This window comes from Actinomyces urogenitalis DSM 15434, assembly GCF_000159035.1.
GTDB lineage: Bacteria > Actinomycetota > Actinomycetes > Actinomycetales > Actinomycetaceae > Actinomyces > Actinomyces urogenitalis.
Map to the genome: position 1 here is coordinate 86,320 of NZ_DS999575.1, position 23,617 is coordinate 109,936.

Sequence of the window (23,617 nt, forward strand, 5' to 3'; positions counted from 1 at the left end):
CAGCCGGGCGAGCATAGGGGTCAGCGGGGGCGGGTGCCGGCGTGCCCTGGATGGGCGGCTCGCTCGGCTGCGGGCCTGGAACGGGCGACGGTGGCTGGAAAGGTCCATCGGTCATAGCACCACGTTAGCGACGCTTCTTGTGAGTCGGGTATGAGGTCTGCTCCGCGGTACGGTCGGGTCGTGCGTGCCCGTGGATCCTTACCTTCCTGTCCTGCGCCCCTGTCTCCCCTCGTGGCGCAGGGCGACGCTCCGGCTGATCCCAGCGTGCCGTGGGGTATGCAGATCGCGGTGCGCTACGACAAGGTTCACCCACCCCGGCGTGTCGACGTCGCCGAGGCCACCGCCCGCGCCGTCGTTGCCCTCCTGGCCTCCCCTGAGGCCTCGGAGGGCGGGCCGTGGCACGAGGCCGTGAGCTACTGGCAGGACGGGCGCATTCGCAAGCTGGTGCGGCGCGCTCGCGGGGCGCGCTGGGACGAGGTCCAGGGCCTACCAGGCGTCACCGTGAGACAGGACGGTCCGCGTGGCTGGGGGCAGGCCTGTGCGCGTGCCTTCGTCCCGGCGCCGGTACGTCCCCTGCCGACGGCGCTGGCCAAGGCCCAGGTTGAGGGCACCCACTTCCCGCACGGCGACGAGCTGCCCGCGGCGCCTGCGGCCGTGACGGCGGCCCTGCAGCGCGAAGCGCAGGTGCGGATCGAGGACGTCATCGCGCTCGGTCCTGGCTCCTCCAGTCAGGACGCGCTGGTCACGGTTGAGGTCACGCCCCTGGAGGAGATGACGAGCGGCAAGCTGTGCGCCCAGGTCGCTCACGCTGCCCAGCTGGCCTGGCTCAGCCCCGAGATGCCTGCTCGCCTGCGTCAGGCGTGGGCGCAGGACGGCTTCCGTGTGCGCGTCGACTTTCCTTCCCGATCGGTCTGGGAGGGGGCGTCTCGCCCGGTCAACATCGTGGACGCGGGCCTGACGGAGCTTGACGGTCCGACGGAGACGACGCGCGCCTGGTGGTGAGCGCGGGAGGAAGGTCGAGCCAGGGTGCCCGGTTCCCAGAGCACTGAGGTCAGCGGCTCAGGCGACGACCTTGACGGTGGCCGGCTGCCCCGTGTGGGCCGTGCCCCTGTCCTCCACAGGCTCGGGCGTGCCCCGGAAGACCCATAGGCGCATGAGGACGTAGAGGTAGACGCCCTCGCAGCAGGCTGAGACAAAGCGTGCGAGCTCGGCGTTGACCCCCAGCCAGTGCAACAGGCTGGACAGGCCGAGGATGAAGATGACGTACTGGCTGGCCAGTCCTACCAGGTAGCGCGACCCCTGGGCCGCCAGGTGCCCGTGCGCCTGGAAGTTCAGCCACCGGTTGAGCAGCAGCGAGTAGGCCCCGGCCACGGCGTAGCCGATGGTGACGGCCAGCGGGTAGAACAGGTGCAGATGCTCGTAGGTCATCCACAGGATGGAGACGTCCAGGATGAAGGCTGAGCCGTTGATGAGCGCGTACCCCACGAAGGTCACCGGAATGATCCTGCGCATGAAGACGGGCAGCAGGCGGTGGATCCGGCTGATGATGCGTAGGAAGACCTGAGGGGCGCGGCGGGAGGGGTCATTGAGCCGCTCCGCCAGACGCTGCCGTGAGGAGGACGGTGCGGTCACCTGAACGGTCTCCTGCTTCACCACGCCTCCTGAGGGGGATTGTGCTGTCTGTCAGGCACGAGTCTGTCCTCTTGGCCGGGGCCCTCACAAGGCCTCAAGGATGAGACTTCGCACGGGCGGTCCTCCTCCTGAAGGAGGAGGGTGGTCTCAGTCTTCGCCAGCGGCTCGCTGAGAGCGCTGCAGCTCCTGGCTGACCCCGGCCCACAGCACCTCCCCGCCGGCGTCAGCGCGGTGGTGCAGGGTGTGGATGCCCAGGGAGGCTGCGGAGGCGATGTTCTCGGCATTGTCATCGACGAACAGGGCCTCGTGCGCGGCCACCCCGGCCCGCTCCAGCACGGTGGTGAAGTAGCGCGGGTCTGGCTTGGCTACCCCCAGGGTGCAGGAGTAGGCGTCCAGGTCGCACAGGCCGTCATAGTGCAGGTGAGTGCGCATCCACTCCATCCGCTCGCGCTGCTGGTTGGTGGCCAGCACCGTGAGGTAGCCCGCCTGGCGCAGCCGCGTGACCAGATCGCGGGCCACCGGGTCAGGGGTTGCCTGCCACCACAGGGTGGCCAGCTCCTCGGGCGTGGGGGACAGGTGCAGGCGCCGGACCAGGCGAGTGAGAACCTCCATGAGGCTCTCCCTACCCTCCAGCGCGCAGACCTCCTCACGCAGAAGGGCCTCGCAGAACTCCGGTCCGGCAGCCTCAGTCAGCGCCTGGTGCCACGGGGTGCCGATGAGCTGCAGGACGCCGTCGGCGTCGAGCAGGACGGCGCGGACCGTCGTCGTCGAGGCAGGAGGAAGCGGGGCGGGGGAGGCGGGAGTGCTCATGGCCCGATCATGCCCTGGGCCCGGCGACACCGTCCTGTCACGCACCGGTGCCACACTGAGGGCATGTCAGCGCACACCTACAGCCAGACCCTGCATGACGTCGACGCCTACGCGGCCTCGCTCGCCGACCTCGTCGTCTCCTCGCCGACCTCCTACCACGCCGTCGCCACGGCCGGCGCGCGCCTGGACGCCGTCGGCTTCAGCCAGGTCGATGAGAAGCGCACCTGGAACGAGGTCCCCACGCGTGGCTACGTCCTGCGTGACGGCGCCATCATTGCCTGGATGCTGCCGGACTCACCTGGCCAGCACACCGGCCTGCGGATCCTGGGTGCCCACACGGACTCACCTGCGCTCAAGCTCAAGCCCACCGCGGCCGCCACCAGTCACGGCTTCCAGCTCATCAACGCCGAGGTCTACGGCGGCCCGCTCCTCAACTCCTTCCTCGATCGTGAGCTGGGTCTGGCTGGTCGCCTGGTCACCCGCGACGGCGAGGTGCACCTGGTGCGCACCGGGCCGGTTGCTCGTGTGGCCCAGGTGGCTCCGCACCTGGACCGTGGGGTCAATGACTCCCTCCACCTCAACCCGCAGGCCAACCTCCTGCCGCTGTGGACCCTCCTGGACGACGCCGCAGGCGCGCCCACGAGCGTCAGTGGCCCCGCCCCTGCCCACTTAGCCACGCGCCATGACGATGCCGCCTCGCGCGGCGAGCGCGGCGCGGTCGAGGAGTACCTGTGCGAGCTGGCCGGCATCGACCCGGCCGACCTTGCCTTCCACGACGTCCTCACCTTCCCCACCGAGGCTCCCGCCCGCTTCGGCAGGCACGGGGAGTTCCTCGCCTCCTCGCGCCTGGACAACCTCTCCTCGGTCAGCGCGGGCCTGGTGGCCCTGGAGGCTCTGGCGGCCGGGGACGGGACCTCCTGGGACGCTGCGAGCGCGCGCGACGCGATCGTCTTCGTGGCCAATGACCACGAGGAGGTGGGCTCGGAGTCCCGCTCGGGGGCCGGCGGCCCCTTCCTGGAGCAGGTGCTGGGGCGTCTGGCCGGTGCCATGGGCTTTGAGGGGGACGCGAGTCAGGCACTCCTGGCCCGCTCGGTGTGCGTGAGCGCGGACGCCGGGCACTCGGTCCACCCCGAGTACGCCCAGCTGCACGACCCGGTGGTCCAGCCCCTGCTTAACCGCGGGCCCCTGACCAAGATCAACGCGCGTCAGCGCTACGCCACCGACGCCGTGGGCGTGACCGTGTGGGAGCGGGCCTGCCGTGCTGCGGGTGTGCCCTCGCAGAGCTTCGTGTCCAACAACGCCGTGGCCTGCGGCACGACCATCGGCCCGATCACGGCTGCGCGCCTGGGCGTGACCACGGTGGACATCGGCCAGCCGCTGCTGTCCATGCACTCCCTGCGTGAGATGTGCGGCGTCGAGGACGGCCCCTGGATGGCCCAGGCGATCCGTGCCTACTGGGTCGGGGACCAGGCGTGAGCCCCGAGCCTGTGCTGCGCGCCGGGGCCGGGGCGAGCGATCCCTGCCCCTGCGGGAGCGGGAAGACCTTCGGGAACTGCTGCCAGGCTCTGCTCGACGGCGGGGCCGTGGCGAGCGCCGAGGCGCTGATGCGATCGCGCTACACCGCTTTCGCCCTGGGGGACGAGGACCATCTCTTCCGCTCCTGGTGGCCGCGCACCCGGCCCGAGGGTCCCTACTGCCATCCGGGCACGCGGTGGACCGGACTGGAGGTCGAGGAGGTCCACGGTGGTGGGAGCGAGGCGGCCGACGGCGAGGAGGCCCGCGTGACCTTCACGGCCCACTTCCTCACCTCAGACCTCAACGGCCGGGTGGTGGCGGACCAGATGCGCGAGCGCTCGACCTTCCGCAAGCGTGCCGGGCGCTGGTTCTACGTCGACGGCCAGGCGCTGTGAACGACGTGGGCGGGCAGAGGAAAAGACCTCTGCCCGCCCACGTCCTTGACTCAGCGTCCTCAGACGCCGGTCAGCGCCATGTTCCGCGCCAGTAGGGCAGCGGGAAGCCGGCCTTGTCCCACTCGGTGACGCCGAGCTCGTGGGCCCAGCGCAACGGGGCGTAGGGGTCACGGAGCGCGTAGCGGCCCACGGCGACGGCGTCGGCCTGGCCGGTTATGAGCACCTGCTCGGCCTGGGGGCCGTTCTCGATGAGCCCGACGGCGATGACGACGGGCTCGCCGCCACCCGGCGTCGTCATCCCTGCGACGGCCTGCTTGACCTCGGCGGCAAAACGCACCTGGTACCCCGGGCCGATCGGGAAGCGGGCTGGGACGTTGCCCGAGGTGGAGATGTGCAGGACGTCGGCGCCCTGGGCCACGAGCTGGTGCGCGAGCTCAGCCGTGTCCGCGCTGGTCAGGCCGCCTTCGGCCCAGTCCGTGGCGGACAGGCGGATGCCGACGACCGTGTCTGGTCCTACTGCCTCGCGCACTGCGGCCACAGCCTCCAGGGCCAGCCGACGGCGTCCCTCGGGCGAGCCGCCGTAGGCGTCGGTACGGTGGTTGGACAGGGGCGAGAGGAACTGGTGGATGAGGTAGCCGTGGGCGCCGTGCAGCTCGACGAGGTCATACCCGGCCTCGACGGCCCGGCGGGCGGCTGAGGCGAAGTCGGCGATCGTCTGGCGGATCTCCTCCTCGCTCATCTCACGTGGTGTGGCGTGGCCGGGGTAGGCCTCGGCACTGGGTGCCACGAGGTCCCATCCCTCTAGTGTGGTGGTGCGGCCGGTAGCGGTGCCGTCTGCGGCAGGGCGCCACGGGGGCGTGCCAGCCTTGCGGCCGCCGTGACCGAGCTGGACCCCGGCCAGCGCGCCGCCGGCGTGGATCGCGTCCACGACCCTGCGGTGGGCGGGGACCTGCGAGTCCTCCCACAGGCCGAGGTCGGCAGGGGACAAGCGGCCGTTGGCGGCCACGGCCGTCGCCTCAACGATGACCGTGCCGAAGCCGCCGGCGGCGCGCGTGCCGTAGTGCAGGACGTGGAAGTCGGTGGGGACGCCGTCGCCACTGTCGACGCAGTACATGCACATCGGCGGCAGGACCAGGCGGTTGCGGGCCTGCCGGTGGCGCAGGGGCAGGGGGGTCAGCAGGAGCGGTGCACTCATGGCGTTCACGCTACGTGAGCGTCAGTGGCGCCGGCAGGGCACCTCGATACGCTGAGGGCGATGTGCTCACAACCCTGGTCTGTTCCTGCCCGTCCTGTTCCCTTCGGCCAGCCCGGCCACGCGCCTGCGCCTGTGACCCGGCAGGTGGAGGACGTAGCCCTGGTCTTCGAGGGTGGTGGCATGCGCGGGGTCTACACCGCGGCGCTGGTCCAGGTCATGCTGGAGGCGGGACTCGCCTTCCCCTGGGTGGGTGGGATCTCCGCGGGGTCAACCAACACCGTCAACATGGTTTCCCGCGACCTGTGGCGCACGCGTGAGGCCTTTGTCCGCCTGACCACCGACCCGCAAGCGGGCGGGTGGGGCAGCTTTGCCAGGCGCCAGGGCTACTTCAACTCCGAGCACATCTACCAGCACACCGCGAGGCCGGAGGAGTCCATCCCCTTTGACCTGCTGGCCTTTGCCGCCTCGACCAGCCAGGTGCGCATCGGCTCCTTCCGCTGTGACACCGGGGAGGAGGTCTACTGGGGTGCTGAGGACATGCCGAGCCTGGAGGCGCTGACGATCCGGTGCCAGGCCTCCTCGTCCATGCCGGTACTCATGCCGACCGTCTTCATTGACGGTGTGCCCTACCTCGACGGCGCCCTAGGGCCCACCGGGGGCTTTGCCACGGACGCTGCGGCGGCTGATAGCTACGAGCGCATGCTCGTGGTCTCGACCCGGCCAGCGGGCTACCGCAAGCCCGAGGAGAAGCGCCCCGGTGCCTTCCGGCGCCTGTTCCGCCGCTATCCGGCCGTGGCCGAGGCCATCATCGATCGCCCGGCGCACTACAACCGCACCATGGATGAGCTGGAGCAGGGGCGCCGTGAGGGGCGGGTCTACCTGTATCAGCCCACGCGCATGCCAGTGGAGAACGGCGAGCTGCGCTATGACCGGGTGGTCTCGGCCTATGAGGCGGGGCTGGTCCAGGCGCGCGCGGAGCTGCCGCGAATCCTGGGCTTCCTGGGATGTGACTGAGGCCTCGGAAGATCGGAGCCTTCAGTTTAGTTGAATAATCAACGAACTAGGGAGGTTCTTATGTCCGATGCTCGCCACCCCGTTGCCGCCGCAGTGGCGTCGGCACAGCCGACTGTCGCGGCTTCTCCTGTGGCCACCATGACACCGCTGCTTGACGTCGCGCACCGCACCGACTTGGCGACTCGTGCGCAGCGGCCAGAGGCGGACCGCCTCGCGCAGGCCACGCGCATGGGCGCGGTGGAGCTGCGGACCGCTAACCGCCGTGCGCTGGAGGACTTCTACGTGCGTGGCGTGGGGCTGAGCCCGCTGGCCACTAAACCGGGGCGCACGGTGCTCGGGCTCGGTGAGCGCGTCGTCGTCGTGCTCGTGGACGCTCCCCATCTGCGGCCGGCGGCGCCGGGCAGCGCCGGACTGTTCCACACCGCCATCGTCTTTGACTCCCCGCGTGAGCTCGCCCGGTCCCTGACCCGCATGTGGGTGCGTCACCCGGAGGCTTTTGAGGGGCCCGGGGACCACCTCGTCTCCCAGGCCTTCTACTTCCACGACCCCGAGGGCAACGGCGTTGAGCTGTACTACGACCGGCCGCGCTCAACCTGGCAGTGGGGGTCCCAGGGAGTGACCATGGGGACCTCGTACATCGACCCCAACGAGTTCCTCCTGACCCACCTGGGCGTGTCCGGGACCCAGCGGGAGCTGGATGCTGCCCGCGCGATCACGGCTGCTCCGCGCGACCGCGAGGTCAGCGCGGACGATGCCCTGGCCGTGGCCGGGCAGGTGGGGCACGTGCACCTCCAGGTCGGTGACGTGGAGACCGCACGCCGCTTCTACGTCGACGTCCTCGGCTTCGACGTCACCAGTGACATGGGCAGCGCCCTCTTCGTCGCCGCCGGCGGCTACCACCACCACATGGCGATGAACGTGTGGGGGACCAAGGGGGCGGGGCTGCGTGCCCCGGCGCTGGGCCTCGGCGTCGTCGACATCCTCCTGCCTCAGGCAAGCGACCTCACGGACACACGCGAGAGGCTGGCCTCCCGTGGCGTGAAGGTTCGTCAGGACGCGGGTGCTGACCGCCTGCTCGTCGGCGACCCCTGGGGCAACGAGCTGCGGCTGCAGGTGGGGTGAGGGCGGCCCTCAGCCGCGTGCCGGTCCGTGGTCACGGGCCGTGACATAGCGGTCGATCTCCTCGCCATCGAAGCCGAAGACCGTGACGGCCGGGACCCGCGCCCCGCCGTCGAGCTCGGAGGCGAGGAGGCTGAGGACTGCCCGCTCATGAGGTGGGACCTTCTCAGGCAGGGACTCCAGGGGCCACCAAGACAGTCCGGCGTTCTTCTCGCTCTCACGTACCTGGGGCTGGCCGGACCAGCGCTGTAGGGTGAAGAAGAAGTCCACCCGCTGCTCCAGCGCTGCCCCGGCGACGTCATTGGAGCGGTGCATCGCGGTCAGCGGCCGTAGTTCGGCAGGGTTGACCGTGATACCGATCTCCTCGGCCGCCTCACGTACCGCCGTGGACAGCACGCTCTCTGCGGCCTCGACGTGCCCGGCCACCCCGCAGGCCCAGTAGCCGTCCATGTAGCCGGTATTGCGGCGCAGCTGGAGAAGGACCTCGGGCTGGCCGTGCTCGCCGGTGCGAAGCAGGAAGACGTAGGCGGCGGGGACCAGGGTGAAGGTGTGGATGGCCATGGCGTCACGGTACGCGCCACGGGGTCTCGGCACGGGGTGCCGAGGATCGCCAGCCTTAGAGGCAGGCTCGGACGAGGGCGAGGATCTCGCCAGTGCGTTCACTCTGGTCGGTAGGCAGGGTGACGACGGCGGGCCAGGGGCGAGGATCGAGCCTGCCCTCCGGCCGGTCCCAGGTCACCGGACCCCACAGTGCTGCCTCGGACAGGGCGGTGCGTAGCCGGTCGACGGCGTCGGCCTGCCCACGCAGGGCCACGCATCCGGCGCTCGGTGAGGGCAGGAGCTGAAGGTGGTCGGGACGTGCCTGAAGGAGCTGGGCCAAAGCATGGCGCAGAGTGGCGCTGCAGCCACGCCGCTCGACATATGAGCCTGCGCCGGCCAGGACTCGGCGCGTCAGCGCGCTCGCGGCGCGGGGCTCCATGGCGCGCTCGATGGCCTCCTCGTGGGCCTCGGCCAGGCGGCAGACCTCCAGGCGCCCCTGTTGAGCCTGTGGTGACAGGTGCGCCGAGGCTCCGGTATCGAGGACGGTGCGGGACGCCAGTGTTCTGGCGAGTCTTGTCTGGGCTGAGAACAGCTGCTGGCCCAAGGACGCGATCGTGACGTCGGCGCCGCGGCCAGTGGCAGTGCGGGCCAGCTGGTGCAGGCCAGCGTTCGCAGGGCCGTCGCACCATGCCAGGACTGCGCCGTCGGGAACGGGCAGGAGCTTGCGGGTGCTCGCCAGCGCCACCTGCCACGGGCCGGCAGGCAGGGCTGGGGAGGTGGCGAGCAGTTCAGGGCGTTCCAGGAGCGAGTGGGTGGCGTCGAGGATGACGGGGCTGCCCGCGCGGCGTGCCTGACGCAGGAGACGGGTGAGGGAGGGGCTGGCCTGTGCGCCGTAGGTCTCGCAGTGGAGGACCGCGGCCCCAGGTTCCTGGTCCAATGCGTGGGCGAGCTCGGTGGGGTCGAGCAGGAGGTCGTCCCCGACCTCGACCAGGCGCAGGTGCATCCCCTCCAGCTCAAAGGGGGTCAGCATCGTCTCGCAGCTGTAGCGCGGGGCCAGCACGGTATGGACGCCGGCGTCGCGCAGGGCGCAGGCGACCAGGCTCAGCGCCTGCTTGCCGTTGCCGAGCAGGGCTCCGGTTTCGACGGAGTTGTGGCCGCTGGCTTGAGGCTTGGTCGATGCCTGGTGAGGCGGGAGGGGCGGCTCCTGGGCAGGGGCTGGGCCCGGGTGCGGGCCCTGCGGGCAGGAACGGGCGACCTCGGGCACGGCAGCCACCGTACGCCGTTGGATCAAGGGGGAGGGGCTGCGGTGGCGACCTAGCGACCGACCACGCATGCCGCGACCGACCGTGCAGAGTGCGACTGACCACGCAAAGTGTGACCGACTATCTGACGGTCGACCGCACACGCCACGACCGACCATGCAAAGTGCGACCGACCGCCAGAACCACCCCGGACCACGGGATTTACGCATATTCGGTGGTCGGTGGAGGCATAGGTGGTCGGTGGAGACACTGGTGGTCGGTGGAGACACTGGTGGTCGGTGGAGGGGAGAGAAATCCTGGGGCCGGCGTGAGTGCGGGTGGATCTGCGGGCCTGGCGGGGCTGAGCGTGGCAGCATGTGGCTGAGCGGACAGTCACAACAGCGACGTGGAATCGATGCCGAGGCACGGAGGCGGCTATGAGGACCGAGACGACCTACCTGGTGGCGCGTGACGGCAAGCAACTGTTCGTCCGTGCCTGGCTGCCCGAGGGCGTGATCCCCTTTGCCTCGTCGACCGGCCAGGCCGGCGCGTCCCCGGCCGCCACCGACCAGCCGCGTGCGGTGATTCAGCTGGCTCACGGCATGGCCGAGCACTCGGCCCGGTACGAGCGCTTCGCGACCCAGGCCACCCAGGCCGGCTACGTGATCGTTGCCGATGACCACCGTGGGCACGGCGGCACGATCGCCTCGGCCGACGAGCGCGGTCATACGCACGACGTCGAGGGGTGGGAGCTTGTCCTGAGCGACCTCAGCGCAGTGCGCGAGGCGATCGACGCCGCCTGGCCCGAGGCTCCGGTTATTCTCTTCGGCCACTCCTGGGGCTCGATGCTCGTGCGTGGCTGGGTTGCCTCTCAGGGTGAGCAATCCCGGCTCGCGGGCCTGATCGCCATGGGCACGATGGCTAGCCCCGGGCTGCTTGGCCCGATCGGGATGCGCCTGGCGCAGGCCGAGGCGCGCCTGTCCGGGCCGCGTCACCCCTCAGCCCTGCTGGAGAAGCAGGCCTTCGCGGCGAACAACAAGCCCTTTGCCCCGGTGAGGACCGACTATGACTGGCTCAGCCGGGATGAGGTGGAGGTTGACCGCTATATCGCTGACCCGCTGAGCGGCCAGCGCTGCACCGCCGCCTTCTACCGGGACCTGACCCACGGTGCGATGGAGGTCAACCGTCCCCAGGCCTTCGCGGCTGTTCCCAAGGACCTGCCGGTGCTTGTCATCTCAGGTGACCAGGATCCCGTCGGTGGCATGGGGCGGGGCGTGCGCCAGGTGGCTACCGATCTGCGGCGTGCGGGTGTGCGAGACGTGACCCTGCGCTTGTATCCCGGGGCGCGCCATGAGCTGCTCAACGAGGTCAACCGCGAGGAGGTCACGGCGGACCTCATGCGCTGGATCGGCCAGCGGGTATGAGGCGACGGCGTTGAGAAGCGGTCGCAGGGAAGCGTGGCGAGGATCGGCCGAAAAGGTGAGATTTGTGTGATCCCACAAGGATGGCTCTGCTTGCTCGGTCTGTTCCTGTGGAACGACCACGCATCGGCTCCCTTACGGTTGTGTCATGACGACGAACCAGTCTTCCTTACAGTCACTGACGGCAGCTTCTGACCAGGCGCGGTCCCGCAGCTGGGTGCGTACGGCCCTGGTGGAGGCCGGGCTGGTCCTGGCTGGCACCGCAGCCATTGCCCTCATCGGCCAGGTATCCTTGCCGCTGCCCTTCACTCCGGTGCCGGTGACGCTGGGCACCCTGGCGGTCATGGGGGTTGGCGGCGTGCTCGGCGCGCGTCGAGGACTGGCCTCGGTCGCCGTCTTCGCGCTGGCCGCCTGCCTCGGTGTGCCGGTGCTGGCTGGCTGGGGCAGCGGCGTGACCGCCTCCTTCGGTTACGTCTTGGGCTACGCACTGGCCGTCGTCGTCGCTGGGAAGGCGGCGCGTGCGGGCCTCGGCCAGGGCGCGGGGGCCGGCTTGTCCTGCCGGGCGGGTGTGCTCGGCCGGCGTATCGCCCTCCTGCTCGTGGCCTCGGCGCTGGTCTACGTGCCCGGCGTGATCTGGCTCAAGGCGGCCACCGGCGCCGCCTGGGGTGCGGCCTTCTCGATGGGAGTGACGCCCTTCGTCCTGGGGGACGTGCTCAAGTCCGTCGTGGCGGGGCTGCTTCCTCTTCGTCGCGCCTGACAGTGGCCCGCCCCACTGGTCAGATCGTGAGATTTATTGTCCGCATCGCGGAACCACGTGTGAGGGTAGAGCCATGACCTCCCCAGTCGAACCCGTAACCTCATCTCAGCCCGCTCCTGCTGCCCCACGCAGTAGCGCCAGTAACGAGGACCGCTCGGCGCGCCGCGCCGTCACCGTCTTTCCGCTGCTGGTCCTGGCCTCTTTCGCGGTGGCGATGCTGGCGCCGGACACCTTCAAGCCGTTGGCGCAGGGCACCAACATCGCCCTCGGCGTCATCATGTTCGGCATGGGCCTGACCCTCACGCTGCCGGACTTCGCGCTCGTGGCCAAGCGTCCTCTGCCGGTGCTCATCGGCGTGGTCGCCCAGTACGTCATCATGCCGGGCCTGGCGGTCGCCCTGACCTGGGCCTTCCAGCTGCCTGAGGCGGTGGCCGTTGGCGTCATCCTCGTGGGCTGTGCCCCGGGCGGGACCTCCTCCAACGTCATCTCCTACCTCTCGCGTGCCGACGTCGCGCTGTCGGTGACGATGACCTCGATCTCCACGCTCATCGCGCCGATCATGACCCCGATCCTCACCCAGTGGCTGGCTGGGGAGTACATGCCGGTCGACGCCGGAGCGATGGCCCTGTCCATCGTCAAGATGGTGCTCGTTCCCGTCATCGGCGGCCTGGTGGTGCGCAGCCTCTTCGGCTCTCTCGTGGCCAAGATCCTGCCGGTGCTTCCGTGGGTCTCCGTGCTCGGCATCTGCTACGTGGTCATGGCCGTGGTGTCCAACTCGGCCTCCAAGATCGCCTCGGCCGGTCTGATCGTCCTGGGGGTCGTGGTGTGCCACAACCTGCTTGGCTACCTGCTGGGCTACTTCGCCGGCCGTCTGGGCGGCGGCAAGGAGCGCACCGCGCGCACTACCTCGATCGAGGTCGGGATGCAGAACTCCGGGCTTGCCGCCACTCTGGCTGCGGCCCACTTCGCCTCGACCCCGGAGACCGCCCTGCCTGGTGCGGTGTTCTCGGTGTGGCACAACCTGTCTGGTGCCGTGCTGGCGCTGTACTACCGCCACCGTGACAAGAACCCGGCCACTCGCGCCGTCGTCGAGCACTGAGGCGCCGGAGCTGACCTCACTGCGGAAGGGGTCGTAGGTCCCGTGATCGGGCCTGCGGCCCCTTCATGGTCCCCGCTGAGGGCGCCATGTGTGAGTCGTAGGAGAGCGGTCCCAGACCGAAACCGCCTCGGCGCACCTAGGCTGACGCCATGCCTGACACAGTGTCTTCTCCCGTGCTGTCGGTGCTGGACCTCGTCCCTGTTTCCGCAGGTCGCACCCGACGTGACGCCCTGCAGGAGATGATCGCCCTGGCTCGTACCGCTGAGGACCACGGTTACCACCGGTACTGGCTGGCGGAGCACCACGGCTCCATCACCTTCCTGGCCTCGGCCACCACCGTCCTCATGGGCCAGGTACTGGCCTCGACCACGCGGATCAAGGTCGGTTCTGGGGGCGTCATGCTGCCCAATCACGCCCCTCTCGTCGTGGCCGAGCAGATCGGGACCCTGGCGACCCTCTACCCCGGCCGGGTCGCCCTGGGCCTGGGCCGTGCCCCGGGTACGGACCCGCTGACCGCCACCGCCCTGCGCCGCCGTGCGGCCGACCCGCGCAGCTTCGCCGAGGAGGTGCTGGAGACCCTGTCCTACCTCGGGCCGGCCCAGGACGTCGCGGTGGTGCCCGGGTCGCTTGCCAACTTCGTCCCGCAGGCCCAGCCCGCTTCGCAGGCGACGGCGCCCAGCCAGCAGGATGAGGGCTCGCGTCCGGCGCATGTGCGCGCGATCCCCGGCGAGGGGGTTGAGGTGGAGCCGTGGATCCTCGGGTCCTCGGTCAATGGGGCCCGTGTGGCCGGCACGCTGGGGTTGCCCTTCGCCGTCGCCTCCCACTTCGCTCCGGCTCAGGCTGAGCCGGCCGTCGTGACCTATCGCTCCGTCTTCGACGCCGAGGCCCCGACCTCGCAGATGGCGGCACCTCGCGCCGGGGCATCGGTCAACGTCATGGTGGCTCCCACCCACGCCGAGGCGGAGGACCTGTTCACCACGGCGATGGCTGCCTCCGCCCGCATCATCGGGGGGTGCCCGGCGCCGCTGGACCCGCCGAGCATGGACCACCAGGCCTGGCAGGAGCTGGCCAGCGGCCGCGAGGCGGCGGTGGAGCAGGCGATGGGGCTGTCCTACGTTGGCACGCCCGAGGAAGTGGTGGACGGCCTGCGCGACCTGGCTAACCGCTGGGGCCTGGAGGAGATCTTCGTGGTCACCTACGCCCATGACGCGGCGGCGAGGCGACGCTCCTACGAGCTGCTGGGACAGGCCTGGCAGGCCTCGGCTCCTCGCTCGTAGGCGGCGGGTGTCGTGCCGTCTCACTGTGTGGCGGTCAGGTGCCGCGCGATTGGCGCCACATATGAGTGAAGTTCGCGGTCATGATGACGCCGTGCCCACATAGAGTGGGCTGCGCCACGCCGTTCATGCACAACAGGTTTCAAGTTCCGGGTATCGTGTGACGGTCCGACCTGTTAGATCTCACATCGTGGGACCTGTGCAGGAGCGGAGATGTCCGTAACCGGACGGGGCCCACCCAGACGTGGCGGAAGCCGTTCGGTCCTCCGGAAGAGAAGACCACATGCTCCCCTACCTTGCGCGCAGAATCGCGAACTACGCACTCCTGCTGTTCCTCGCGACCTCGCTGGCCTACATCCTGGCCTCCGCGTCACTGGACCCGATCAACAACTGGAACCGCGAGGACCCCACCCTCAACTGGGACGCCATCCGGGCCAACCTGATCGAGTACAACATCAGCTCTGAGATCCCGGTGTGGGACAGGTACGTCACCTGGCTCCACTCGATCGTCACCTCCTGGGACTGGGGAGTGACTCCCAAGGGTGAGTCGGTCAACGGCCTGATCAGTACCAAGATCGGCGCCTCGATCCGACTGGTCTTCGCCGGTGCGGCCATTGGTATGACCGGTGGCGTGGCGCTGGGCGCCTGGACGGCCACCCGCCAGTACAAGTTCTCTGACCGTGCGGTCTCGCTGTTCGCGATGATCATCATCTCGACCCCGGCTATGGTCATCGCCATCCTCCTGCAGGTGCTCGCGGTGCAGATCAACCGCTCCACCGGCTACCAGATCTTCGAGTTCACCGGTGAGGGAAGCGGATTCGCCGGGCGTTTGCAGCACCTGGTGCTGCCGACCTTGTCGATGTCCCTGGGAGGACTGGCCTCCTACTCGCGCTACCAGCGCAACCTCATGCTGGACACGCTGGGCGCTGACTACGTGCGCACCGCTCGTGCCAAGGGCCTGATCAAGCGCAAGGCCGTGACCCGTCACGCGCTGCGCACCGCGCTGATCCCGATGGCCACCTACTTCGCGTTCGCCCTGGCCGGGCTGTTCACTGGGGCCGCGATCACCGAGCGCGTCTACGGCTGGCACGGTATGGGTGAGTACTCGGTTAACTCCATCGCCGGCTACGACATCAACGGAGCTGTCGCGGTCGTCGCCTTCTCCGGCCTGTGCACCCTGACCGGTGCGTTGCTGTCGGATGTCTTCGTCGCAGTCGTCGACCCCCGAGTGAGGGTGAGCTGAACATGGCAAGCAACCACAACGGCATGGACTCCATCGGCAAGCAGATGACCGTCGGTGGGCACTCGCCCATGGACCAGCCTGCGGACATGCCGGTCAGCGAGTCTGAGGCTGGTGACCTGCGTGAGACCAACCCGGCGGAGTCCAAGCGCCTGACGCGCGGTCAGATCACGCTGCGCCGCTTCCTGCGCAACAAGTCGGCAGTGGCTGGTGCCATCGGCTTCATCCTGGTGGCGCTGTTCGCGATCTTCGGCAGCTACATCGGCAAGTGGGCCTACATCGACGTCGACACCTCCGCATTCCTCTCCCCGCCGAGCTCGGAGCACTGGTTCGGCACCACCCAGGGTGGCCGTGACGTCTTCGCCATGGTGGTGGAGGGCACGCGCAAGTCGATGATGATCGGTGTGTGCGTGGCGCTGCTCCAGACCTCGATCGCCGCGCTCATCGGCTCCTCGGCCGCCTACTTCGGCGGTTGGTGGGAGAAGGTCGCACTGTGGTTCACCGACCTGCTGCTGGTCGTGCCCTCCTTCCTCATCATCGCCATCCTGTCCCAGCGTGCCGGAGCCGCGAAGGGCTCCATCGCCCTGTTCATCATCCTGCTGGCTGGCTTCGGCTGGATGCTGACCGCCCGCGTGGTCCGCTCCCTGACGCTGAGCGTGAAGGACCTGGACTACGTCAACGCCGCGCGCTTCATGAACGTTCCCAGCTCGCGGATCATCCTGCGCCACATCATCCCGAACATCGCCTCGCTGCTCATCGTGGACGCCACCGTCAACGTCGCCTACGCGGTCATCAGCGAGACGACGCTGTCCTACTTCGGCTTCGGGGTCCAGGCTCCCAACACCTCGCTGGGCACGCTGATCGCCGAGGGACAGCGCTCGGCCACGACCTATCCCTGGATCTTCCTGGCGCCGGCTGCCGTCCTGGTCATCATGCTCGTGTGCGTGAACTTCATGGGTGACGGCCTGCGCGACGCTATCGATCCCTCGTCTAAGTCCGGAGGCAAGGCATGAGCCGCTCCAGCAAGAACGCTCCCGTCTTCGATTCCGACGCCCTGCCTGACCCGGCCTCGCCGGCTCCGCTCCTGGAGGTCACCGACCTCCACGTGTCCTTCCCCTCCGAGGACGGCCGCGTCAACGCGGTGCGTGGGGTCAACCTCTCCGTCGCACGTGGTGAGGTGCTGGCGCTCGTGGGTGAGTCCGGGTCCGGCAAGTCCGTCACCTCGACCGCCGTCATGGGGCTGCTGGATGAGTCCGCGCAGATCTCCGGCTCGGTCAAGCTGCACGGCACCGAGCTGCTGGGGCGCGACGACGCCTACATGTCCAAGATCCGCGGCACGCAGGTCTCGATGGTCTTCCAGGACCCGTTGTCCGCGCTGACACCGGTCTACACCGTGGGCAACCAGATCGTTGAGGCCCTCAAGGTCCACAACCCGGGCCTGTCCGAGGCTGACGCCCAGGCTCGCGCCGTCGAGCTGCTCGACCTGGTGGGTATCCCCAACGCCGACGTACGCGCCAAGGCCTACCCGCACGAGTTCTCCGGTGGTATGCGCCAGCGCGCGGTCATCGCCATCGCCATCGCCAACAACCCGGACCTCATCATCGCCGACGAGCCGACCACGGCCCTGGACGTGACGATCCAGGCGCAGATCCTTGACGTGCTGCGCACCGCCCAGAAGGAGACCGGCGCCGGTGTCATCATGATCACCCACGACCTGGGCGTCGTGGCCGGGATGGCCGACCGCGTCTCGGTCATGTATGCCGGACGGATCGTCGAGACCGGCGACGTCGATGACATCTTCTACCGCTCACGCATGCCCTACACCATCGGGCTGCTGGGCTCGCTGCCTCGGCTGGACGCCAAGAAGGACTCCGCCCTGGCGACCCTGGAGGGCAACCCGCCCTCTCTGCTGGAGCTACCGACCGGGTGCCCCTTCGCTCCGCGCTGCCCCATGGTGGCCCCGGAGTGCCGCGAGGGCGAGCCGGACCTGGCGCTGGTGCGGCAGGGATCCACGGACGCCTCCGGGGACCAGGCTGCTGGCCCGCAGTACTCCGCATGCCGGCGGTTCCCGGTCATCGAGGAGAAGAGCCTCGACTACACCGACATCTACCCGGTGCCTTCTCTCAAGACACCTGACTCCCTCAACCTCCCGCACGCCGAGCGCACCGAGGTGCTGCGGGTGACCGACATGGTCAAGGAATTCCCTCTCATGAAGGGTGCGGTCTTCAAGCGGCGCGTGGGCACGGTCCACGCCGTCGACGGCGTCTCCTTCGACATCCGCGAGGGTGAGACCCTGGCGATCGTGGGTGAGTCCGGCTGCGGCAAGACGACGACGCTGATGGAGGTCCTGGGTCTCCATGCTCCCCAGTCCGGCAAGATCGTCGTGCTGGGCAAGGACACCGGTGAGCTGAGCCGTTCCCAGCGCAAGGAGGTGCGCCAGGACCTGCAGATCGTCTTCCAGGACCCGATGGCCTCGCTTGACCCGCGTCTGCCGATCTTCGACATCCTGGCCGAGCCCTTGTGCGCCAACGGGTGGAAGAAGGAGGACATCGCCCCGCGCGTTGAGGAGCTCATGGGCCTGGTGGGCCTGGAGCCCAGCCACGCCAACCGCTACCCGCGTAACTTCTCCGGTGGTCAGCGCCAGCGCATCGGTATTGCCCGCGCGCTCGCTCTCCAGCCCAAGCTGCTCGTCCTGGACGAGCCGGTCTCGGCGCTGGACGTGTCCATCCAGGCTGGTGTCATCAACCTGCTGGACGAGCTGCGTGCGACGATGGGGTTGAGCTACCTCTTTGTCGCTCACGACCTGTCTGTGGTGCGTCACATCGCTGACCGCGTGGCCGTGATGTACCTGGGCAAGATCGTCGAGGTCGGTGACGTGGACGCGATCTTCGACGCTCCTGCTCACCCCTACACCCAGGCTCTGCTCTCGGCGATCCCGATCCCGGACCCTGCGAAGGAGCGCACGCGCAGCCGGATCCTGCTTCAGGGTGACATGCCCAGCCCGGCCAACCCTCCCAGTGGCTGCCGCTTCCGCACGCGCTGCCCCAAGTTCGCCAGCGTTCTCAGTGAGGACCAGCGTCTGGCCTGTCTGGGGGAGATGCCGGGATTCGCTCCCCAGGGACAGGATCACGAGGTCGCCTGCTACTACCCGGAGCAGACGGCGGTGTTCTGACCCCGGGGTGCCGAGCGTTCCGACGCTCGTGTCTCATCATCTAAGACAAGTGAGAGTCTATGCGTCTCAATGTATAGACTCTCACTTGTTCGGGCTCTGTACGAACGCTCCCTGGTGCGTCGAGCATGTTTCGGGTTGGTGACGATTCTGCAAACGTCTGTTGCATGGCGGGAAACATTCGTATGGTTTGCTTCATTGTGATGGCGGGTGCGCCTCACGGTTACCTGCCTTCCCACCCGTCCTTTGAAACGGAGATCCCCATGATGATGATCAACCGCCGCCTCTTCCTCGGTGGCACCGCCTCCGTGGCAGCCATGGCGGCCCTCGCGGCCTGCGCCAAGTCCAGTGACTCGGGCTCTGGCTCCGGCTCGGCCTCCGAGGGCGCCCAGGAAGCTACCAAGGCCATGAACATTCAGGAGCGCTCCGCCCTGAAGGAGGGTGGTGAGCTGAAGCTCTCCCTGACGGCCACGATCGCTAACTGGAACCAGGCCACGGTCGACGGCAACGGTGTGGACACCCGTAACATCATGGACTTCGTCAGCCCCTTCGTCCTGGACTGGGCGGACGACGGCTCCCCGACCCCGAACCCCGACTTCCTCACCAAGCTCGAGGGCACCGAGGAGAACGGCAAGACCGTCGTCACCATGGCTGTCAACGAGAAGGCGGTTTGGGGCAACGGTCGCAGCTGGGACTCGGAGGACATCAAGGAGTCCCTGTCCCACGGCCTGGACGAGGAGTACCTGTGGGCCTCCACTGACGGTTACGACCAGATCGAGAGCGTCGAGATCGTCGACAACCTCACCGCCAAGATCACCTTCAAGTCCGTCTTCCCGGACTGGAGCAACGTCGCCTCCGGAGTCTCCCCCAAGGAGCTCATGTCCACCGCTGACGCCTTCAACAACGCGATGGCGGGTGAGGACAACTTCAACAACGACTACTTCGCTGGCCCCTTCAAGATCGAGAGCTTCGACAAGTCCCAGCAGGTCGTCACCCTGGTCCCCAATGACAAGTGGTGGGGCGAGAAGCCGCTGCTGGAGAAGGTCACCTTCCGTGTCCTGGACGCTGCGGCTCAGGCCACCGCCTTCGCCAACAAGACGCTGGACGTCATCGACTACATCATCTCTGCTGACGTCTACCAGCAGTGCATCGGTCGCGAGGACGCCGAGGTCCGCCAGAACTACGGTCTGCAGTGGCGTCACTTCACCCTCAACGGCTCTACCGGCGTCCTGGCCGATAAGGCCGTGCGTCAGGCCCTGCTGCGCGCCTGCAACCGCCAGGCCATCGCCGAGTCCGACCTCGCCGGCCTGCCGGTGGACACCTCCAAGGTGCTGCTGGGCAACCGCTTCTTCATGCCTAACCAGGCGGGCTACCAGGACAACTCTGGCGACTGGAGCTACGACGTCGAGGCCGCCAAGAAGCTGCTCGACGACGCTGGCTGGGTCGAGGGCAGCGACGGTATCCGTGAGAAGGACGGCCAGCGCCTGTCCGTCTCCTTCACCCTGCCTGCTGGCACCCCGACCACGGAGAACGAGGCCACGCTGCTGCAGTCCCAGGTCAAGGAGATCGGCATGGAGATCAAGCTGAACTCCGTGGACTCCAACGGCTACTTCAAGGACTACATCAACACCGGCAACTTTGAGCTCACCGCCTTCACCTGGCAGGGCACCCAGTACCCGATGGCCAACATCGGCCAGATCTACGGCACCGGCTCGAACCAGAACTACTCCGGTATCTCGGTCCCCGAGATCGACGAGTACATCCAGAAGGTCGCCACCACGGCCGACCAGGAGGAGCGCTACAAGCTCACCAACGAGTGCGACGCCCTCATCTGGGAGAACGTCATGAACTTCCCGATCTACGAGCGCATGGAGCTGACCGCCGTGCCGAAGAACCTCGCGAACTTCGGTGCCAAGGGCCTGGCCTCCTACCGTGCCGAGAACATCGGTTACATGAAGGACTGAGCTCGGCATGACTGCCTGAGTCGCTGACTGTGGCCCCGCACCCACCGGTGCGGGGCCACACTCGTGCTGGGAGCGGGTGGTAGGTCGCGCCGTCGGCCCGCTCAAGGCAGGATGGGCGGGTGCCTACCGTCATCATCCGTTCCCTGCTTGGTCGCGTCGGCTCGGTCGTGCTCGCGCTGGGAGCCGCTGCCGTCCTCGGCATGGTCCTGCGCTCCGACGGCGTGGCCGGTCTGGTCCCGGTGCTCGGCTGGGGCGGCCTGGCCGGTGTCGCGGTCTGGGCGCTGTGGTGGGCGCCGGCGATCACGCTCAGCGACGAGCACCTGCGGGTGCGCAACGCCTGGAGGACCCACGTGGTCCCCTGGACGCAGGTCGCCCACTGCTCGACCCGCTGGTCCCTGGTCATCATGCTGCGTGACGGAAGCGCTGTGACGGCAGCGGCGGCCCAGAGAGCGGGCGGCCTGGCGACCTCCTGGCGACGCCGGCAGGAGCTGCGCGAGCGTGAGATGCACACTGGCCGCGGGGTGGGTGGCAGCGCCGTCGCCGAGGCTCTGACGCACCGAGGGGTACGCGAGGAGTACCTGAGCCCCGGCGAGGGAGTCTTCCGCACGAGCCTGGACGCCGACGGCGCAGGGGACCTGATCGAGGCCTACGCGGACCGGCGCGCCGTTCACGAGCGGGTCCGCTCCCATGAACGACGCCGTCAGGAGCGCCTGGCGCGCTCATCGGGGCGCGGACCGGCCGAGCGTGCCGACGGCGAGGCGGGGCGCGGATCCAGCGAGCAGACGGGCTCGCCCGCGGGCTCGGGCGGCCAGGGCCTGGTCAGCGTGGTGAACTGGGCGCCTGTGGCGGTCCTTGCCGTCTGCCTGGCACTCATCGTGGTCTCCTTCCTGTAGCGGGAGCCGCGGGCGCTCGGCGTGAGGGGGCGCACAGCCTGCGTGTCATCCCCGTCATGGCACACACCGCCGGGTCTTACCTACCCTTGGTCTGCTGTGCGCCCGGCGACGACGGACCCCTCCGCCGTCGTTCTACCTGGTGGGCGCGCCTCCCGGACGGAAGAAGAGCCCGCTTATGACCGTGCGCCAGGACCTGCGCAACGTCGCCATCGTCGCCCACGTCGACCACGGCAAGACCACCCTCGTCGACGCGATGCTGTGGGAGGCGGGCGCCTTCGGCGCCCGCGCCACCGCTGAGAACACCGGTGAGCGCGTCATGGACTCTGGCGAGCTGGAGCGCGAGAAGGGCATCACCATCCTCGCCAAGAACACCGCGGTCCACTACGCGGGTCCTGCTGCGGCTGAGGCCGGCGTCCCCGAGGGCATCGTCATCAACGTCATCGACACCCCTGGCCACGCCGACTTCGGCGGTGAGGTGGAGCGCGGGCTGTCCATGGTCGATGGCGTCGTCCTCCTCGTGGACGCCTCCGAGGGGCCGCTGCCCCAGACCCGCTTCGTCCTGCGCAAGGCGCTGGCTGCCAACCTGCCCGTCATCATCGTGGTCAACAAGGTGGACCGGCCTGACTCGCGTATCAGCGAGGTCGTCTCCGAGACCACGGACCTGCTGCTGGCGCTGGCCTCCGACCTGGCGGACGAGCACCCTGACATCGACCTGGACGCCGTCCTCGACGTCCCGGTCATCTACGCCTCGGCCAAGGCGCGGCGCGCGGACACGGTCCAGCCCGCCGACGGCGAGCTGCCGGCCAACGAGAACCTCGAGCCACTCTTCCGCACGATCATCAACCGCATCCCCGGCCCCTCCTACGACGAGGACGCCCCCCTGCAGGCGCACGTGACCAACCTCGACGCCTCGCCCTTCCTCGGCCGTCTGGCCCTGCTGCGCATCCACAACGGCACCCTGCGCAAGGGGCAGAACGTCGGCTGGGCCCGCCACGACGGCACGATCCGCTCCGCCCACGTCTCCGAGCTGCTGGTGACCGAGGGCCTGGAGCGCAAGCCTGCCACCGAGGCCCACGCCGGTGACATCGTCGCGATCGCCGGCATCGAGGACATCACGATCGGTGAGTCCCTCGTGGACCCCGAGGACCCGCGTCCGCTGCCGCTGATCAAGGTCGACGACCCGGCGATCTCCATGACCATCGGCATCAACACCTCGCCGATGGCCGGACGCACCAAGGGCGCCAAGGTCACCGCCCGCCAGGTCAAGGACCGCCTGGACCGCGAGCTCATCGGCAACGTGTCCCTGCGCGTCCTGCCCACCGACCGCCCCGACGCCTGGGAGGTCCAGGGCCGCGGCGAGCTGGCGCTGGCCATCCTGGTCGAGCAGATGCGTCGCGAGGGCTTCGAGCTGACGGTGGGCAAGCCCAAGGTCGTCACCAAGACCATCGACGGCGTCAAGTGCGAGCCGGTTGAGCGCATGACGATCGACGTGCCCGAGGAGTACCTGGGCGCGGTCACCCAGCTCATGGCGGCCCGCAAGGGGCGTATGGAGACCATGACCAACCACGGCACGGGATGGATCCGCATGGAGTTCCTCATCCCGGCCCGCGGCACGATCGGTCTGCGCACCCAGTTCCTCACCGAGACCCGCGGCACCGGTATCGCCTCCTCCATCGCCGAGGGTTACGAGCCCTGGGCCGGCCAGATCGTCTCGCGCACCACCGGCTCCCTGGTCTCTGACCGCGCCGGCGCCGTCACGGCCTACGCCCTCATCCGGTTGCAGGACCGCGGCACCTTCTTCGTTGATCCCACCCAGGAGACCTACGAGGGCCAGGTGGTGGGTGAGAACCCCCGCAACGAGGACATGGACGTCAACGTCGTGCGTGAGAAGCAGCAGACCAACATGCGCTCCTCGACGGCTGACTCCTTCGAGGGACTCGTGCCCCCGCGTCATCTCACCCTGGAGGAGGCGCTGGAGTTCGCCGCCGAGGACGAGTGCGTGGAGGTCACGCCCGAGGCCGTGCGCATCCGTAAGGTGATCCTGGACTCCCAGGAGCGCTTCAAGGAGGCTGCGCGCCGCCGTCGTGGCCAGGCCTGATCCCTGCCCTCTCCCTCCCCGGCTGCTGCCGGATCTCACGCCCAGGAGAACCTGTATGAGCGACGCCAAGCCGCCTGCGGCGGCTCCTGACAGCCCGGACGCCCCGGCCGAGGTCGCTACCCCGGCCCAGGCGTCGAGCCTGGCTGAGGCTGCGAGCCTGGCCCAGGCCGCGACGCCGGCCGAGGCGGCCGAACCCGCTGAGACTGCGCTGGCGAGCGAGGAACCGGCGCGAGCGCAGGAA

20 protein-coding genes and 1 pseudogene are annotated in these 23,617 nt (G+C 68.9%); 16 read left to right on the forward strand and 5 right to left on the reverse strand.

Annotation, left to right across the window (positions count from 1 at the left end):
- The first annotated feature begins 276 nt into the window (after positions 1-276).
- Positions 277-1,002 (forward strand): aminoacyl-tRNA hydrolase, encoded by a 726-nt coding sequence (locus HMPREF0058_RS06360; protein ID WP_006548922.1) that lies wholly within the window; start codon positions 277-279, stop codon positions 1,000-1,002.
- Between the two features lie 57 nt (positions 1,003-1,059).
- Here the strand turns inward: HMPREF0058_RS06360 and HMPREF0058_RS06365 are convergent, their stop codons facing one another.
- Complete coding sequence (locus HMPREF0058_RS06365; protein WP_006548923.1) at positions 1,060-1,656, reverse strand: GtrA family protein; 597 nt, start codon at positions 1,654-1,656, stop codon at positions 1,060-1,062.
- A 123-nt stretch (positions 1,657-1,779) separates the two neighbouring features.
- Positions 1,780-2,442: an HAD-IA family hydrolase gene (locus tag HMPREF0058_RS06370; RefSeq protein WP_006548924.1), complete on the reverse strand. Its 663-nt coding sequence runs from the start codon at positions 2,440-2,442 to the stop codon at positions 1,780-1,782.
- Positions 2,443-2,505: 63 nt separating this feature from the next.
- On the opposite strand from HMPREF0058_RS06370, the gene HMPREF0058_RS06375 reads away from it, so the two are divergent.
- Together HMPREF0058_RS06375 and HMPREF0058_RS06380 are read left to right on the forward strand one after the other, a co-directional pair.
- Positions 2,506-3,918, forward strand: a complete 1,413-nt coding sequence (locus HMPREF0058_RS06375) for a M18 family aminopeptidase (RefSeq protein WP_006548925.1) — start codon at positions 2,506-2,508, stop codon at positions 3,916-3,918.
- Positions 3,915-4,352, forward strand: coding sequence for a YchJ family protein (locus tag HMPREF0058_RS06380; protein ID WP_006548926.1), 438 nt, complete (start codon positions 3,915-3,917; stop codon positions 4,350-4,352). Before HMPREF0058_RS06375 ends, HMPREF0058_RS06380 begins: the two co-directional genes overlap by 4 nt.
- Before the next feature lie 70 nt (positions 4,353-4,422).
- On the opposite strand, the gene HMPREF0058_RS06385 is transcribed toward HMPREF0058_RS06380, so the two are convergent.
- The gene (locus tag HMPREF0058_RS06385) at positions 4,423-5,556 is read right to left on the reverse strand and encodes an NADH:flavin oxidoreductase/NADH oxidase (protein WP_006548927.1); all 1,134 of its coding nucleotides are present in this window, start codon (positions 5,554-5,556) and stop codon (positions 4,423-4,425) included.
- A gap of 51 nt (positions 5,557-5,607) precedes the next feature.
- On the opposite strand from HMPREF0058_RS06385, the gene HMPREF0058_RS06390 reads away from it, so the two are divergent.
- Both HMPREF0058_RS06390 and HMPREF0058_RS06395 read left to right on the forward strand, forming a co-directional pair.
- Positions 5,608-6,561 carry a patatin-like phospholipase family protein gene (locus tag HMPREF0058_RS06390; RefSeq protein ID WP_040319743.1) on the forward strand — a complete coding sequence of 318 codons (954 nt, stop codon included), beginning with the start codon at positions 5,608-5,610 and terminating at the stop codon, positions 6,559-6,561.
- A 138-nt stretch (positions 6,562-6,699) separates the two neighbouring features.
- Positions 6,700-7,683 carry a VOC family protein gene (locus tag HMPREF0058_RS06395; protein ID WP_006548929.1) on the forward strand — a complete coding sequence of 328 codons (984 nt, stop codon included), beginning with the start codon at positions 6,700-6,702 and terminating at the stop codon, positions 7,681-7,683.
- 9 nt (positions 7,684-7,692) lie between these two features.
- On the opposite strand, the gene HMPREF0058_RS06400 is transcribed toward HMPREF0058_RS06395, so the two are convergent.
- Both HMPREF0058_RS06400 and HMPREF0058_RS06405 read right to left on the reverse strand, forming a co-directional pair.
- On the reverse strand, positions 7,693-8,241 hold the full coding sequence (locus HMPREF0058_RS06400; RefSeq protein WP_006548930.1) for an NUDIX hydrolase: 549 nt from the start codon (positions 8,239-8,241) through the stop codon (positions 7,693-7,695).
- Positions 8,242-8,296: 55 nt separating this feature from the next.
- Positions 8,297-9,484, reverse strand: a complete 1,188-nt coding sequence (locus tag HMPREF0058_RS06405) for a hypothetical protein (RefSeq protein ID WP_006548931.1) — start codon at positions 9,482-9,484, stop codon at positions 8,297-8,299.
- 414 nt (positions 9,485-9,898) lie between these two features.
- Between HMPREF0058_RS06405 and HMPREF0058_RS06410 the strand changes: the two genes are divergently transcribed.
- From HMPREF0058_RS06410 to HMPREF0058_RS12695, 11 genes and pseudogenes are all read left to right on the forward strand, one after another.
- The gene (locus HMPREF0058_RS06410) at positions 9,899-10,885 is read left to right on the forward strand and encodes an alpha/beta fold hydrolase (RefSeq protein WP_006548932.1); all 987 of its coding nucleotides are present in this window, start codon (positions 9,899-9,901) and stop codon (positions 10,883-10,885) included.
- Between the two features lie 145 nt (positions 10,886-11,030).
- Positions 11,031-11,639 (forward strand): biotin transporter BioY, encoded by a 609-nt coding sequence (locus HMPREF0058_RS06415; RefSeq protein ID WP_006548933.1) that lies wholly within the window; start codon positions 11,031-11,033, stop codon positions 11,637-11,639.
- Positions 11,640-11,712: 73 nt separating this feature from the next.
- Complete coding sequence (locus HMPREF0058_RS06420; RefSeq protein ID WP_024034865.1) at positions 11,713-12,738, forward strand: bile acid:sodium symporter family protein; 1,026 nt, start codon at positions 11,713-11,715, stop codon at positions 12,736-12,738.
- A 149-nt stretch (positions 12,739-12,887) separates the two neighbouring features.
- Entirely contained in the window at positions 12,888-14,015 is a 1,128-nt protein-coding gene (locus tag HMPREF0058_RS06425; RefSeq protein WP_006548935.1) for an LLM class flavin-dependent oxidoreductase, read from the forward strand.
- Positions 14,016-14,295: 280 nt separating this feature from the next.
- A complete protein-coding gene (locus HMPREF0058_RS06430; RefSeq protein WP_006548936.1) occupies positions 14,296-15,255 on the forward strand; it encodes an ABC transporter permease in 960 nt (319 codons plus the stop codon).
- A gap of 86 nt (positions 15,256-15,341) precedes the next feature.
- Positions 15,342-16,265: an ABC transporter permease gene (locus HMPREF0058_RS06435; protein WP_394373839.1), complete on the forward strand. Its 924-nt coding sequence runs from the start codon at positions 15,342-15,344 to the stop codon at positions 16,263-16,265.
- Positions 16,262-18,424 (forward strand): dipeptide ABC transporter ATP-binding protein, encoded by a 2,163-nt coding sequence (locus HMPREF0058_RS06440; RefSeq protein WP_006548938.1) that lies wholly within the window; start codon positions 16,262-16,264, stop codon positions 18,422-18,424. Before HMPREF0058_RS06435 ends, HMPREF0058_RS06440 begins: the two co-directional genes overlap by 4 nt.
- A gap of 164 nt (positions 18,425-18,588) precedes the next feature.
- Complete coding sequence (locus tag HMPREF0058_RS06445) at positions 18,589-20,385, forward strand: ABC transporter family substrate-binding protein (RefSeq protein WP_248597008.1); 1,797 nt, start codon at positions 18,589-18,591, stop codon at positions 20,383-20,385.
- A gap of 119 nt (positions 20,386-20,504) precedes the next feature.
- Positions 20,505-21,278: a PH domain-containing protein gene (locus HMPREF0058_RS06450; protein WP_006548941.1), complete on the forward strand. Its 774-nt coding sequence runs from the start codon at positions 20,505-20,507 to the stop codon at positions 21,276-21,278.
- A 175-nt stretch (positions 21,279-21,453) separates the two neighbouring features.
- Positions 21,454-23,376, forward strand: coding sequence for a translational GTPase TypA (gene typA / locus HMPREF0058_RS06455; RefSeq protein ID WP_006548942.1), 1,923 nt, complete (start codon positions 21,454-21,456; stop codon positions 23,374-23,376).
- Positions 23,377-23,431: 55 nt separating this feature from the next.
- Positions 23,432-23,617 (forward strand): annotated as a pseudogene (locus tag HMPREF0058_RS12695) (C40 family peptidase); the annotation flags it as partial.

Excerpts from the sequence above, each read along its gene's own strand:
- typA (WP_006548942.1), top strand. The coding sequence starts at position 21,454 with ATGACCGTGCGCCAGGACCTGCGCAACGTCGCCATCGTCGCCCACGTC.
- HMPREF0058_RS06395 (WP_006548929.1), top strand. The coding sequence starts at position 6,700 with ATGACACCGCTGCTTGACGTCGCGCACCGCACCGACTTGGCGACTCGT.
- HMPREF0058_RS06370 (WP_006548924.1), bottom strand. The coding sequence starts at position 2,442 with ATGAGCACTCCCGCCTCCCCCGCCCCGCTTCCTCCTGCCTCGACGACG.
- HMPREF0058_RS06440 (WP_006548938.1), top strand. The coding sequence starts at position 16,262 with ATGAGCCGCTCCAGCAAGAACGCTCCCGTCTTCGATTCCGACGCCCTG.
- HMPREF0058_RS06375 (WP_006548925.1), top strand. The coding sequence starts at position 2,506 with ATGTCAGCGCACACCTACAGCCAGACCCTGCATGACGTCGACGCCTAC.
- HMPREF0058_RS06430 (WP_006548936.1), top strand. The coding sequence starts at position 14,296 with ATGCTCCCCTACCTTGCGCGCAGAATCGCGAACTACGCACTCCTGCTG.
- HMPREF0058_RS06360 (WP_006548922.1), top strand. The coding sequence starts at position 277 with ATGCAGATCGCGGTGCGCTACGACAAGGTTCACCCACCCCGGCGTGTC.
- HMPREF0058_RS06445 (WP_248597008.1), top strand. The coding sequence starts at position 18,589 with ATGGCGGGAAACATTCGTATGGTTTGCTTCATTGTGATGGCGGGTGCG.
- HMPREF0058_RS06400 (WP_006548930.1), bottom strand. The coding sequence starts at position 8,241 with ATGGCCATCCACACCTTCACCCTGGTCCCCGCCGCCTACGTCTTCCTG.
- HMPREF0058_RS06420 (WP_024034865.1), top strand. The coding sequence starts at position 11,713 with ATGACCTCCCCAGTCGAACCCGTAACCTCATCTCAGCCCGCTCCTGCT.
- HMPREF0058_RS06425 (WP_006548935.1), top strand. The coding sequence starts at position 12,888 with ATGCCTGACACAGTGTCTTCTCCCGTGCTGTCGGTGCTGGACCTCGTC.
- HMPREF0058_RS06415 (WP_006548933.1), top strand. The coding sequence starts at position 11,031 with ATGACGACGAACCAGTCTTCCTTACAGTCACTGACGGCAGCTTCTGAC.
- HMPREF0058_RS06410 (WP_006548932.1), top strand. The coding sequence starts at position 9,899 with ATGAGGACCGAGACGACCTACCTGGTGGCGCGTGACGGCAAGCAACTG.
- HMPREF0058_RS06390 (WP_040319743.1), top strand. The coding sequence starts at position 5,608 with ATGTGCTCACAACCCTGGTCTGTTCCTGCCCGTCCTGTTCCCTTCGGC.
- HMPREF0058_RS06435 (WP_394373839.1), top strand. The coding sequence starts at position 15,342 with ATGCCGGTCAGCGAGTCTGAGGCTGGTGACCTGCGTGAGACCAACCCG.